The 12,930-nt window shown below is 67.0% G+C and carries 11 protein-coding genes; 8 read left to right on the top strand and 3 right to left on the bottom strand.

Annotation, left to right across the window (positions count from 1 at the left end; genetic code table 11):
* The first annotated feature begins 23 nt into the window (after positions 1–23).
* The 6 genes from ACFRJ8_RS17155 (at position 24) to ACFRJ8_RS17130 (ending at position 7,752) form a co-directional block, all read left to right on the top strand.
* A complete protein-coding gene (locus ACFRJ8_RS17155; protein ID WP_377987359.1) occupies positions 24–1,460 on the top strand; it encodes an FAD-dependent oxidoreductase in 1,437 nt (478 codons plus the stop codon).
* A 260-nt stretch (positions 1,461–1,720) separates the two neighbouring features.
* Positions 1,721–3,100, top strand: a complete 1,380-nt coding sequence (locus ACFRJ8_RS17150) for a GAF domain-containing protein (protein ID WP_377987357.1) — start codon at positions 1,721–1,723, stop codon at positions 3,098–3,100.
* Between the two features lie 144 nt (positions 3,101–3,244).
* Positions 3,245–4,768, top strand: a complete 1,524-nt coding sequence (locus tag ACFRJ8_RS17145; protein ID WP_377987356.1) for an aldehyde dehydrogenase family protein — start codon at positions 3,245–3,247, stop codon at positions 4,766–4,768.
* Positions 4,769–4,849: 81 nt separating this feature from the next.
* On the top strand, positions 4,850–5,257 hold the full coding sequence (locus tag ACFRJ8_RS17140) for a DUF779 domain-containing protein (RefSeq protein ID WP_377987355.1): 408 nt from the start codon (positions 4,850–4,852) through the stop codon (positions 5,255–5,257).
* A gap of 184 nt (positions 5,258–5,441) precedes the next feature.
* Positions 5,442–7,013, top strand: coding sequence for an amino acid permease (locus ACFRJ8_RS17135; RefSeq protein WP_377987354.1), 1,572 nt, complete (start codon positions 5,442–5,444; stop codon positions 7,011–7,013).
* 133 nt (positions 7,014–7,146) lie between these two features.
* Entirely contained in the window at positions 7,147–7,752 is a 606-nt protein-coding gene (locus ACFRJ8_RS17130; protein WP_377987352.1) for a TetR family transcriptional regulator, read from the top strand.
* An 8-nt stretch (positions 7,753–7,760) separates the two neighbouring features.
* On the opposite strand, the gene ACFRJ8_RS17125 is transcribed toward ACFRJ8_RS17130, so the two are convergent.
* The 3 genes from ACFRJ8_RS17125 to ACFRJ8_RS17115 all read right to left on the bottom strand — a co-directional run bounded on the left by ACFRJ8_RS17125 (position 7,761) and on the right by ACFRJ8_RS17115 (position 10,559).
* Entirely contained in the window at positions 7,761–8,396 is a 636-nt protein-coding gene (locus ACFRJ8_RS17125) for a DUF2461 domain-containing protein (protein ID WP_377987351.1), read from the bottom strand.
* A gap of 176 nt (positions 8,397–8,572) precedes the next feature.
* A complete protein-coding gene (locus ACFRJ8_RS17120) occupies positions 8,573–10,072 on the bottom strand; it encodes a catalase (protein WP_377987350.1) in 1,500 nt (499 codons plus the stop codon).
* Between the two features lie 22 nt (positions 10,073–10,094).
* Positions 10,095–10,559 carry a Fur family transcriptional regulator gene (locus tag ACFRJ8_RS17115; RefSeq protein ID WP_377987349.1) on the bottom strand — a complete coding sequence of 155 codons (465 nt, stop codon included), beginning with the start codon at positions 10,557–10,559 and terminating at the stop codon, positions 10,095–10,097.
* A 99-nt stretch (positions 10,560–10,658) separates the two neighbouring features.
* Here ACFRJ8_RS17115 and ACFRJ8_RS17110 point away from each other — a divergent pair, with 99 nt between their 5' ends.
* Together ACFRJ8_RS17110 and htpX are read left to right on the top strand one after the other, a co-directional pair.
* The gene (locus tag ACFRJ8_RS17110; RefSeq protein WP_377987348.1) at positions 10,659–11,930 is read left to right on the top strand and encodes an MFS transporter; all 1,272 of its coding nucleotides are present in this window, start codon (positions 10,659–10,661) and stop codon (positions 11,928–11,930) included.
* A 50-nt stretch (positions 11,931–11,980) separates the two neighbouring features.
* On the top strand, positions 11,981–12,850 hold the full coding sequence (htpX, locus tag ACFRJ8_RS17105) for a zinc metalloprotease HtpX (RefSeq protein ID WP_377987347.1): 870 nt from the start codon (positions 11,981–11,983) through the stop codon (positions 12,848–12,850).
* Positions 12,851–12,930 lie beyond the last annotated feature (80 nt).

Raw genomic sequence — 12,930 nt, 5'->3', positions numbered from 1 at the left:
CCTAAGACTCAGAAGGGCTCCCGGTGTCCAACTCGGCCGAATCCACATCCACTCGTCCCCTCCGTGTCGCGATTGTTGGCGCCGGTCCGGCCGGCGTCTACGCCGCGGACATCCTGACGAAGTCCAATGAGGTCAAAGGCGGCGACCTCAAGGTCAGCATCGATCTCTTCGAGGCCTATCCGGCACCGTACGGCCTTATCAGGTACGGGGTGGCCCCTGACCATCCGCGGATCAAGGGGATCGTCAACGCGCTGCACAAAGTCCTGGACCGCGGCGACATTCGGTTCCTCGGCAACGTCACCTATGGCCGGGATCTGACGCTGCATGACTTCCGGGCGTTCTATGACGCCGTCATCTTCTCCACCGGCGCCATCAAGGACGCGGACTTGGATATTCCCGGGATCGGCCTGGAGGGTTCCTTCGGCGGGGCAGACTTTGTCTCCTGGTACGACGGCCACCCGGATGTGCCGCGGGACTGGCCGCTGGAGGCCAAGGAGATTGCGGTGATCGGCAACGGCAACGTGGCCCTCGATGTGGCCCGCATGCTGGTCAAGCACGCCGATGAACTCCTGGTCACGGAAATCCCGGACAACGTCTACCGGGCACTGAAGGATTCGCCGGTCACCGACGTCCACGTTTTCGGCCGCCGCGGCCCGGCCCAGGTGAAGTTCACGCCTCTGGAGCTGCGCGAACTCAGCCACGCCAAGGATGTGGACATCGTCCTGTATCCGGAGGATTTCGAGTTCGACGAGGCCTCGGACGAGGCCATCCGCAGCAACAACCAGATCCGGACCATGGTCAACACCCTGACGAACTGGCTGGTCGAGGAGCACGCCGAGGCCGAGGAACCGTCCTCGCGCCGGCTTCACCTGCACTTCCTGCACAGCCCCGTCGAGATCCATGACGACGCCGCGAACCCCGGCAAGGTCGCCGGGATCAAGTTCGAACGCATGGAGCTGGACGGCACCGGGAATGTCAAGGGCACCGGGGAGTTCCTCGACTACCCGGTCCAGGCCGTCTACCGTGCGATCGGCTACCACGGCTCGCCGCTGGACGAGCTGGAATACGACGCCCGCCGCGGCATTGTCCCGAACGAAGGCGGCCGCGTGCTCGACGCCGAGGGGAACGCCGTGCCCGGAATCTACGCCACGGGCTGGATCAAGCGCGGGCCCGTCGGGCTGATCGGCCACACCAAGGGCGACGCGCTGGAAACCATCGGCTTCCTGCTGGAGGACCGGCTGACGCTGCCCCCGGCGCAGAACCCGGACCCGCAGGCCATCATCGAGCTGCTTCAGGAGCGCGGCATCGAGTACACCACGTGGGAAGGGTGGATCAAGCTCGACGCCCACGAGCTCGCCCTCGGCGCCGAATGGACCGCGGCGCAGTCCGCCGACGGGATCGGCCGGGAGCGCATCAAGGTTGTGCCGCGCGAGGACATGATCGAGATTTCCCGCGAGTAGCCGCGCCGCGCAAATGCTTCCACGCTGCGCAAAATGCCTGGCGCGCTGGGTATTCCGGCCGCGGGGGCACTTTGGCGCGTCGGGGAGGCAAGTGCGCGTCGCGGAGCCGTCGGCCGCGGCAGGGCGGGCACTGGGGGCATCGTGTGCGCAGGACGGCGCATCCTCTGGCGGGTGCTCTGGCGGGGGTCCGGAACGCCCACTAGACTGGGCCGGACGTGGCGGCCTTCGGTACGCCGTCGAGCCCGTCCAGTGGGAGTTCAATGAGGAATCTGGTCCAGCAGGCAGCTCTGTTACCGCCCGCAGGCGGGGTCACCGCCGAGCTGCGCCAGCAGCACGCCAGCACCGGGCACGAGGAACTGGACTCGCGCGGACTCGCTTTCCCCGGGAACCTGCAACTGCCTGGGCTCAGCAGCCTGATCCAGGAATCGTGGCGGCGTTCCGCACAGCTGCACGCCAATCCGGACAACCCCGAGGCGCCGCTGGCCATGGACCGCGAGGAACTCGAGGAATACCGCCGCCAGCACCCGCTGGCCGCCATCATGCCCGTGATCCATAAGCTCCTGGTCCTGCCGAGCCATGACAGCGGAATGCTGGTAGCTGTGGGGGACGAGGTCGGCAGGCTGCTCTGGGTGGAAGGCGACGCCGTCCTGCAGCGCCGGGCTGAGGGCATGATGTTCGTTCCCGGCGCCGACTGGTCGGAGGCGACGGTCGGCACCAGCGCCCCCGGCACCGCACTGGCTCTCGGCCGGGGTATCCAGATTTCCGGCGCCGAACACTACAAGCGCTCGGTGCATCCGTGGAGCTGCACGGCTGTGCCGTTCCACGATCCTGATTCCGGCGCCCTGCTGGGGGTCGTGGACATCACCGGCACGGAGTCGGCTGTGGCCCCGCATACGTTGTCGCTGGTTGAAGCGACGGTCGCCGCGGCCCAGGCGCACCTGCGGGTGGAACGGCTGCAGCTGGCCGCGGCAGGACAGTCCTCCCCGTCCCGGCGACGGGGCCCCGCATCGAAAACGCCCGCGGCGCCGGCCGCCAACAGCCTCTACCGCAACAGCCTCCAGCTACTCGGCCGCGATCAGGCCCTGCTCAGCATTGACGGCCGTACCGTGGCCCTGTCCGCCCGGCACAGTGAGATCCTGGCGCTGCTCAGCACCCACCCCGCGGGGCTGAATGCCGAGGAACTGTCCGCCCTCCTCTACCCCGGGGAGGCCTCCACCATGACACTGCGCGCGGAGATGGTGCGGCTGCGCAAGGTACTTCAACAGCTCCATCCCGGCACCGTCCCCGAATCACGCCCGTACCGCTTGCCGCTGGACCTGGTTCCCGACGCCGGACAGGTGCTGGACTGCCTGCAGCGCGGTGCGCACCGGATAGCGCTGGAAATCTACCGCGGCGCCGTGCTGCCCCGCTCCGAGGCACCCGGCATCGTGGAGCTGCGGGGCAGGGTATCCGCGCTGTTGCGGGAGGCCCTGCTGACGGACGGCAGCGCCGAATCGCTCCTGAAGTACGCCGCGCTGCCCGAGGCCAGGGACGACGTCGAGGTCCGCACCGCCGCGCTGAAGCTGCTGGCACCGCGCTCGCCCAAGCGTGCCGCCGTCGTCGCCGATCTGGAACGGCTGGACCGGGAACTGAGCGCCTGACCCGTCATGCAAGCCCGGAACGCCCGGTCAGTGACGGGGCTCACACGGTTGCAACCTGACTGCAACCTTCGCGCGCCTACGCTGGGTGCAACGGGGGCCGGAAGCGCCTTGCTGCCCCCATCTTGCACAGCAAAGGAGCTAGCAATGACTGTTTACGCCCAGCCCGGTACCGAGGGCTCGAAGATCACGTTCAAGGACCGCTACGAAAACTGGATCGGCGGCGAATGGGTTGCCCCGGTCAAGGGCCAGTACTTCGAGAACATCACCCCGGTGACCGGCAAGGCGTTCTGCGAGGTGGCCCGCGGCACCGCCGAGGACATCGAACTGGCCCTGGACGCCGCCCACAAGATCGCGCCGTCCTGGGGCAAGACCTCCGTGGCCGAGCGCGCCGCGATTCTGAACAAGATCGCCGACCGCATCGATGAGAACACCGAGATGCTCGCCGTCGCCGAATCCTGGGACAACGGCAAGCCGATCCGCGAGACCCTCAACGCCGACATTCCGCTGGCCGCGGACCACTTCCGCTACTTTGCTTCCGCCGTCCGCGCCCAGGAGGGCCGGCTGTCCCAGCTCGACGACGACACCACCGCCTACCACTACCATGAGCCGCTCGGCGTCGTGGGCCAGATCATTCCCTGGAACTTCCCGATCCTCATGGCCGTCTGGAAGCTCGCCCCGGCGCTCGCCGCCGGCAACGCCGTGGTGCTCAAGCCCGCCGAGCAGACACCGTCCTCGATCCTGGTCCTGATGGAACTCATCAGCGACATCCTGCCCGCCGGCGTGGTCAACGTGGTCAACGGCTTCGGCGTCGAAGCCGGCAAGCCGCTTGCCTCCAGCCCCCGGATCCGCAAGATCGCCTTTACCGGCGAGACCACCACGGGCCGCCTCATCAGCCAGTACGCCAGCCAGAACCTGATCCCGGTCACCCTGGAGCTCGGCGGCAAGAGCCCGAACATCTTCTTCAACGACGTCGCCGAGTCCAACGACGCCTTCTACGACAAGGCCCAGGAGGGCTTCACGCTCTTCGCCTTCAACCAAGGCGAGGTCTGCACCTGCCCGTCCCGGGCCCTGGTCCAGGACGGCATCTACGACTCCTTCATGGCCGACGCCATCGCCCGGGTGCAGAAAATCATCCAGGGCAACCCGCTGGACACCGAAACGCAGCTCGGCGCCCAGGCCTCCAACGACCAGCTGGAAAAGATCCTCTCCTACATCGACATCGGCAAGCAGGAGGGCGCCAAGCTGCTCACCGGCGGCGCCCGCGCCGAGCTGGCCGGCGACCTGGCAGGCGGCTACTACGTGCAGCCCACCGTCTTCGAGGGCCACAACAAGATGCGGATCTTCCAGGAGGAGATCTTCGGCCCGGTGGTGTCCGTGACGCGCTTCAGTGACTACAGCGACGCCATGGGGATCGCCAACGACACCCTCTACGGCCTCGGCGCCGGCGTCTGGTCCCGCAACGGCAATGTTGCCTACCGTGCCGGCCGCGAGATCCAGGCCGGTCGCGTGTGGGTCAACAACTACCACGCCTACCCGGCCGGTGCGGCGTTTGGCGGGTACAAGTCCTCCGGCATCGGCCGCGAGAACCACTCGATGATGCTGGACCACTACCAGCAGACCAAGAACCTCCTGGTCAGCTACAACGAAAACAAGCTCGGCTTCTTCTAAGCCGCATTGACCCGGGCGGGGCGGATCGGCAGTGATCCGTCCCGCCCGCACCATTTTCCGGACCAGCCAGGGAGACCCCCGATGACCCAAACCAGGCTCGACGCCGCCGTGACCCGCCCCGGCGAGGACTTCTCCCGGGTGGCGCTCACTCCCGAGGCCGTGGACCTGCTGCGCAAGCTGTGGCTCCAGCACGGCCCGCTGATGTTCCACCAGTCCGGGGGCTGCTGCGACGGTTCCTCACCGATGTGCTATCCGGCAGGGGAGTTCATCACGGGAGACTCGGACGTCCTGCTGGGCCTGTTCGACGTCTCTGACGGGCTGCAGCCCCAGCCGCTGGAATTCTGGATGTCCCGGGAGCAGTTCAACTACTGGAGCCACACGCACCTGACTGTCGACGTCGTTCCGGGCCGGGGGAGCGGGTTCTCGGTCGAAGCGCCGGAAGGCAAACGGTTCCTGATCCGCTCGACGCTGATGGACTGGCCCGCCTGAGGCTCATCTGACGGGTATCCGCGGCCCGTTCCTGGGCCCTCCTGGCGGCTTCTGAGGCTGGTCCGTGGCCGCCCCCACCCGGCCTTGAGTCTCACTATGTGGGACAAATCGGGCCGTCCAGTGGATGGACACTACGATAGATAGGTCTGTTTCCAAACCAGTTATCGAGATTGCGGACTTTCCTATGAACCTTTTCCGGACCAAATCCATCGAGCAGTCCATGTCCGACGCCGATGAACCCGGACGCAAGCTGAAGCGCTCGCTAAGCACGTGGGACCTCATGATCATGGGGGTCGCGGTTGCCGTGGGCGCCGGGATCTTCTCGGTCGGCGCCAAGGCCGCGGCGAACTTCGCCGGCCCCGCCGTGACCATTTCCTTCGCGATCGCCGCCGTCACCTGCGCGCTCGCCATCATGTGCTACGCCGAGTTTGCCACGGCCATCCCGGTGGCCGGCTCCGCCTACGTCTTCACGTACGCGACCATGGGTGAGATCCTCGCGTGGATTATCGGCTGGAACCTGATCCTCGAACTCTTCACCGCAGGCGCCGTGATCGCGAAGTACTGGGGCATCTACCTCAGCAAGGTCTTTGCGCTCATGGGCGTGGACATTCCGCCGTCGATCTCCCTGGGCGGCGTCGACCTCTACTGGGGCGCCTTCTTGATTGTTGCCATCTTCACGGTGTTGCTGGTCCTCGGGACCAAGCTCTCTGCCCGCGTCGGCAACATCTTCACGCTTATCAAGATCGCGGTGGTCCTCTTCGTGATCGTCGTCGGCTTCACGTACATGAAGTTCGAGAACTACACCCCGTTCGTCCCGGCGTCCGAGCCGACGGGAGGCACCGGAACCGCGGATGTCCTCAAGCAGTCCTTCTTCGGCTTCCTGACTGGAGCGGCCCCCGCCCAGTACGGAACCCTCGGAATCTTCGCCGGCGCGGCCCTGGTCTTCTTTGCCTTCATCGGCTTCGACGTCGTCGCCACCTCGGCCGAAGAGGTCAAGAACCCGCAGAAGACGCTGCCCCGCGGCATCTTCGGTGGCCTGGCGATCGTTACGGTGCTCTACATCCTGGTGTCGCTGGCACTGACCGGCATGGTGTCCTACACGAAGCTGGCTGAGGCCAAGAACCCGACGCTCACCACCGCCTTCGAGGCCGTTGGCAACACCGATGCCGCCAAGGTCATCGCCTTCGGCTCCCTGGTGGGCCTTACCACTGTGATCATGGTGCTGCTCATGGGCCTGTCCCGCGTGGTCCTCGCGATGAGCCGCGACGGCCTGCTTCCGCGCTCCCTGTCCAAGACCAGCGCCGCGCGGGGAACACCGGCCCGCCTCCAGATCATCTGCGGCGCCGGCGTGGCCCTCGTTGCCGGATTGACCAACGTGGACCTGCTGGAGGAAATGATCAACATCGGGACCCTGTCCGCCTTCGTGATGGTCAGCCTCGGCATCCTGGTGCTCCGCAAAAAGCGTCCCGACCTGAAGCCGGCCTTCCGCGTCCCGTTCGGCAAGGTGCTCCCGATCGTCTCTGCCGTCCTGTGCTTGTACCTCATGACGAACCTCGCCGTGGAGACGTGGATCTTCTTTGCGATCTGGCTGGTGATCGGCGTCGCGATCTACTTCGCCTACGGCCAGCGCCACTCCAGGCTGAACGAAAAGTTTGCGGAGGCCCGCGCCTCCGTGAACGGCCCCGAGATGGCAAGCGCCGTCAACACGGCCGCACCGGCCGCGGAGAACGACGAGGACGCGCTGACCCGCTCCTGACCGGCTCCTGAACGGGGAGCCGTCGGCCCTCAGTTATCGAAGTCGCCGGAACCGTGCGAATTCGCTGGAAATTTCCGGCGTGCTCGCACCGTTCCGGCGACTTCGGCGTTTAACCGCTCCCTAAGATGGACACATGGCCCGCCCAGCAAGACCGGAACGTAAATCAGAGTTGTTGTCGGCGATTCTCGACTACCTCATGGACAAGACGCTGGCGGAGCTGACGTTGCGCAGCCTAGCCGAGGGGCTGGGCGTCAGCAGCTACGTCCTGGTGTACCACTTCGGCAGCCGCGAGCAGCTGATCAACGAGATCATCCGCGGCATCGAATCCCGGCTGGACAGCGTCCGTGCCACCGACGTCAGGGACATCGACAGGGATGCGTGGCGGGCCTTCTTCCTCGAGTCCTGGCAGTGGACCATGGCACAGCGCAACCGGCACCTGGCCCGGCTTGAATTCGAGGCGACTGCGCAGGACGTTGTCGCCGCGGCACCGCGCGGCACCGCCCCGGAGCACTTCCGGATGCTGAACGAGAAGGCCCGGGACTGGCTCATCATCCAGGGCATCCTGCCGGAGTTCGCGGACACCGACGCCCGCCTGTTCACCGCAGCGTTCTATGGGCTCCAGTTCGATTTCGTCGTCAACAACCAGCCCGAGGAAGCCACCAAGGCCTTTGAGCTGATGATGCTGGTCTTCTTCAACAACCTCGACAGGCGTCTGGCCACCGACGGACAGCACATCTGAGCTGAAGCTCAGGGAGCGGCGTAGCGGTCCTCCCACTCCACGAGGGGGCGCAAATCCTCCCAGCGCCGTGCCACTTCCTCCACCGCCCCGGGTCCGGCAAGCCAGCCGGGCTGGCCCACATTGACCCCGGCCGTGAGCGACTTGTGCTTGAGCAGCTCCGCACGGGGATGGTCCTTCTCGAAGCCCCGCGGCACCGTCTTCAGGCGTTCGCCCTCCACCGCGAACCCCGCTGCCTCGACCTTGCGCACGATCTCCTGCAAGGCCTCGCCGCTGGCGGGAGCATCCACGGCACTGCGGAAGCGTGCCAGCTGGGCCGGGGTGTGGGTGTGGCAGCCGCCGCCGATCAGCAGGCCGTCGGCGCTGAGCTGGATGTAGAAGCCCACTCCTTCGTCCTGCGCCGCGAAGGCCCCCTGCGCGGTCTTGTAGGGCGACTTGTCCGGCGAGAACCGGACATCCCGGTTGGGGCGAAAGAGCTTGGCCGGGCCGAAGCGTGGCTCCAGCTCGGCCAGCAGCTCGGTGAGCGGCCCCTTCACCGCGGCGTCGTAGACCGGCTTGTGCTCCAGCCACCAGTCCCGGTTGTTGTTCTGTTCAAGATCGGCGTAGAACCGGAAGGCGTCATCCGGAATGCCTGCAAATGCGGTCATGCCCAAATCCTACGGAGCCGCAGTACACGGTGGCGAGGTGCACGCGCGCCCATGTGGAAAACGGCAGAACGCCCCGCCACGGAGGTCCGTGGCGGGGCGTTCTAGTGGCTCATACGGTCACCGGTTCGGCCGGCCTTTGAAGCGGCTGGCCGTTCAGGCAACCTTCGACGCGGCGATCAGACCTTGTTGGCGGCCTCGGCGTCCGACTCGACCTGGCCGGCGCCGAGGCCGGCGCGCAGCTTGGCGCCGAACTCGGCGTCGACGTTGGTCCAGTACTGGATGGCGCGTTCCTTGATGCCGGCGTTCTTGACGCCGCTGACGGCGCCGGTGACGGTCTCCAGCAGGCGGGCCTTCTCGCCGTCGTTGAACACCTCGCGGTACAGCGTGCCGGCCTGGCCGAAGTCGTTGTCCTCGGGGTGCAGGGAGTGCGCGGAGTGGGTGAGCGCGCCGTCGTTCTCCCAGCCGCCGCCGGCAATGCCGGGCTCCACCGCGGCCGGGCCGCCCACGGAGTTCGGTGCGTACACCGGGACGGAGGGGGCGTTGAAGTGGTACCGTCCGGCGCCGTCCTGGCTGTAGTTGTTGACCTGGTTCTGGGGCGCGTTCACCGGGAGCTGGGCGTGGTTGGTGCCGACGCGGTAGCGGTGCGCGTCCGCGTAGGAGAAGATGCGGGCCTGCAGCATCTTGTCCGGGGAAGCGGCGATGCCGGGCACGAAGTTCGACGGCGCGAAGGTGGCCTGCTCGATCTGCGCGAAGTAGTTCTCCGGGTTCCTGGTCAGTTCCATGGTGCCGACCTTGATCAGCGGGTAGTCCGCGTGCGGCCACACCTTGGTCAGATCGAAGGGGTTGAAGCGGTAGGTCTTGGCGTCCTCGTACGGCATGACCTGGACGTGCAGGTCCCAGGACGGGAAGTTGCCGGCGGCAATGTTTTCCTGCAGGTCGCGGATGTAGAAGTCGCCGTCGGCGCCGGCCAGGGCCTCGGCCTCCTCGCCGGACATGGACTTGACGCCCTGGTTGGACCTGAAGTGGTACTTGACCCAGAACCGCTCGCCTTCGGCGTTGATCCACTGGTAGGTGTGCGAGCCGTAGCCCTGCATTTCACGCCAGGAGGCCGGCAGGCCGCGGTCGCCCATGAGCCAGGTGACCTGGTGGGCGGACTCGGGGGAGAGGGTCCAGAAGTCCCACTGCATGTCGGCGTCGCGCAGGTGGGTGCCCGGGAGGCGCTTCTGGGAGTGGATGAAGTCCGGGAACTTGATGCCGTCGCGGATGAAGAACACCGGGGTGTTGTTGCCCACGAGGTCGTAGTTGCCCTCGGTGGTGTAGAACTTCACGGCGAAACCGCGGGGGTCGCGCCAGGTGTCGGGGGAGCCTGCCTCGCCGGCAACGGAGGAGAAACGGATGAGCATGTCCGTCTCAACGCCGGGCTGGAACAGCGCGGCCTTGGTGTACTTCGAGACGTCCTCGGTGGTCGTGAAGCTGCCGAAGGCGCCGCCGCCCTTGGCGTGCACCACCCGCTCCGGGACACGCTCGCGGTTAAACTGCGCGAGCTTCTCGATCAGGTAGTGATCGGTCAGGATGATCGCGCCGTCGGCGCCGACGGACTTCGAGTGCGCATCGGAAGTGACGGGGGCACCGGACTGTGTTGTGGACACGGCGGGCGCAGAGATGATCTCAGTCATCGTTCTCCTTTGGTTGGGTTTCTTAGTTTTCGGAGGGAAGTTGTTGGGTGCGCTGGCAGTCCTGGCAGATGCCCTGGTACAGCACGTCCGCGATCTGGATGGTCATCGGCTTGGCGTTCGCGTCCCAGTGCGGGGTCAGGCAGGGCGCGTGGCCCACGGCGCAGTCGACGTCCTCCACGCGGCCGCAGCTGATGCACACGGCATGGTGGTGGTTGTCTCCCACCCGCGTCTCGTACAGCGCGGGGGAGTGCGGGGGTTCGAATCGGCGCAGCATGTGCAGATCGGTGAGATCCCCCAGGACCACATAGACGGACTGCGCGGTCAGGTCCGGCAATTCCTGCCGGGCGGCGGCAAGGATCGCCTCTGCCGGCGAGTGCGGGTGATGTTCGACGGCGGCCAGCACTGCCAGGCGCTGCTTGGTCACCCGGCGGCCGTGGGCACGCAGGGCGGCTGCCCATGCATCGTGGGTGCCCGAGGAATCCGTCATACCCTCATTGAAGCACTTATTATGACTGTCTCACAATAAGGCGCGGCTAACTTTCCGGCCGCGTCCAGGGCGCCCGCGGTTCGCCACTAGAGTTGCCCGGTGGGGAAATTTCTGGCGGACATCACGCCGTTGCGTGAAAGTCCGGCCTTCCGCCGTCTGTGGCTGGGGTCCGCCGTTTCCGCACTGGGCAGCCAGCTGACCCTCGTGGCGGTCAGCCTGGAGATCTACCGGCTGACCCAGGACAGCCTCTATGTGGGTCTGCTGAGCCTCTTCGCCCTAGTGCCGCTGGTGTTCGGCGGCCTCCTGGGCGGTTCGATCGCCGACGCCCACGACCGCCGCACGGTGGCCCTCCTGGCCTCGTCCGTCCTCTGGCTGACCACGGCCGCGCTGGCCCTGCAGGCGTGGATGCAGCTGGGCAACGTGTGGCTGCTCTACGCACTCGTGGCCGTGCAGAGCGGCGCCCAGGCCATCAACCAGCCGGCCCGCAGCGCGATCATCCCCGTCCTGGTGCGCAAGGAGCTGCTGCCGGCCGCAAACGCCCTCAGCATGATGAGTTTCGGGCTGACCATGACCGCCGGGCCGCTGCTGGCCGGGGTGCTGGTGGCGTGGATCGGGTTCGGCTGGACCTACACGATCGACGTCGTCAGCTTTGCGTTTGCGTTCTGGGCGCTCCTGAAGCTGCCGCCCATGCCACCCGGGGAGCACGCCAGGCCGGCCGGGCTGCGTTCCGTGCTGGAGGGATTCCGTTTCCTTGGCACCCGCCCCAACCTCCGCATGACATTCGTGATTGACCTCGTGGCCATGATCTTCGCCCAGCCCCGGGCGCTGCTGCCTGCGATCGGTGCGGTGATGATCGGCGGCGGCGAGGCCACGGTGGGGATCCTGTTGGCCTCGATGGCCGTCGGGGCGTTTTTGGCCGGGCTGTTCTCCGGCCCGCTGGGCGGCGTCCGCCGGCAGGGTGCCGCGGTGGTGTGGTCCGTGATGGGCTGGGGCGCCTCGGTGGCGGCCTTCGGCCTGGTGGTGGTCCTGGCTGGCCACTCGGGAGAGGCCGGCGTGACGGTGTGGCTGCTGCCCGCGGCGGTGTGCTGCGCGCTGGCCGGGATCGCGGATTCCGTGAGCGCCGTCTTCCGGACCACCATCCTGCAGGCCTCCACCCCGGACCACCTGCGCGGGCGGCTGCAGGGCGTGTTTGTGGTGGTGGTGGCCGGCGGACCCCGGATCGGTGACATGCTGGCAGGCGGCACGACTAGAATTTTGAACGAGGGGTGGGTTCTGCTGATCGGCGGCACGATGTGCATTGCCGTGGCCTGGACGCTGGCCCACCTGCAGTGCGGATTCCTGCGGTACGACGCGCGGAACCCGGTACCCTAGCGGTTCGTTTTTATTGGTACCCATCGAGGTCAAGGGCATCAGGAGGACCAGTGCACCAGCATCACAACGGACTGAAAACCGCGGCCCTGTTCGGAGTCCTGTGGGCGGTCCTGCTTGGTCTGGGGGCGTTCATCGCCGCCGGGACCCGCAGTGCCGCGCCGATCTGGATCATGGCCCTGATCGGCGTGGGCACCACCGCCTACGGGTACTGGAACAGCGACAAGCTCGCCATCCGGTCCATGCAGGCCTATCCCGTCACGGAGGCCGAGGCGCCCCAGCTGTACCAGATCGTCCGGGAACTGTCCGGCCGGGCCAACCAGCCGATGCCGCGGATCTACATCTCGCCCACCATGGCGCCGAACGCCTTCGCCACCGGCCGGAATCCGCAGACCGCGGCCGTGTGCTGCACCGAGGGCATCCTGAGGCTGCTGGACGCCCGCGAGCTCCGCGGCGTCCTAGGCCATGAACTGATGCACGTCTACAACCGGGACATCCTGACGGCGTCGGTGGCCGCCGCCGTCGCCGGCGTCATCACTTCGGTGGCGCAGATGATGCTGCTCTTCGGCGGCGGGGACCGCCGCAACGCGAACCCGTTCGCCGCGATCGCCATGGCGCTGCTGGCCCCGTTCGCCGCGTCCCTGATCCAGATGGCCATCTCACGGACGCGGGAGTACGACGCCGACGAGGACGGATCCGCGCTCACCGGAGACCCGCTGGCGCTCGCCTCCGCCTTGCGCAAGATCGAGCAGGGTGTGCAGCTGGCGCCACTGCCGCAGGACCAGCGGCTGGTCAACGCCTCCCACATGATGATCGCCAACCCGTTCCGCGCCGGAGGCGTGGCCAAGATGTTCTCCACCCACCCGCCGATGGCCGAGCGGATCGGCCGGCTGGAGCGGATGGCCGGCCGGCAGCTCACCTGAAGCCGGCTGCGGCCCCGGCGACGCGCAAATAGTTCCGTGACGCGCAAAAGGGCTGGCGACACCCGAATACGGGTGTCGCC

It is taken from the genome of Arthrobacter sp. NPDC056886, from assembly GCF_042788715.1.
Lineage (GTDB): Bacteria > Actinomycetota > Actinomycetes > Actinomycetales > Micrococcaceae > Arthrobacter.
Note: the sequence above shows the minus strand (reverse complement) of the source record. Positions and strands in the feature narration are given on the sequence as shown.

Excerpts from the sequence above, each read along its gene's own strand:
- ACFRJ8_RS17150 (WP_377987357.1), top strand. The coding sequence starts at position 1,721 with ATGAGGAATCTGGTCCAGCAGGCAGCTCTGTTACCGCCCGCAGGCGGG.
- ACFRJ8_RS17145 (WP_377987356.1), top strand. The coding sequence starts at position 3,245 with ATGACTGTTTACGCCCAGCCCGGTACCGAGGGCTCGAAGATCACGTTC.
- ACFRJ8_RS17140 (WP_377987355.1), top strand. The coding sequence starts at position 4,850 with ATGACCCAAACCAGGCTCGACGCCGCCGTGACCCGCCCCGGCGAGGAC.
- ACFRJ8_RS17135 (WP_377987354.1), top strand. The coding sequence starts at position 5,442 with ATGAACCTTTTCCGGACCAAATCCATCGAGCAGTCCATGTCCGACGCC.
- ACFRJ8_RS17130 (WP_377987352.1), top strand. The coding sequence starts at position 7,147 with ATGGCCCGCCCAGCAAGACCGGAACGTAAATCAGAGTTGTTGTCGGCG.
- ACFRJ8_RS17125 (WP_377987351.1), bottom strand. The coding sequence starts at position 8,396 with ATGACCGCATTTGCAGGCATTCCGGATGACGCCTTCCGGTTCTACGCC.
- ACFRJ8_RS17120 (WP_377987350.1), bottom strand. The coding sequence starts at position 10,072 with ATGACTGAGATCATCTCTGCGCCCGCCGTGTCCACAACACAGTCCGGT.
- ACFRJ8_RS17115 (WP_377987349.1), bottom strand. The coding sequence starts at position 10,559 with ATGACGGATTCCTCGGGCACCCACGATGCATGGGCAGCCGCCCTGCGT.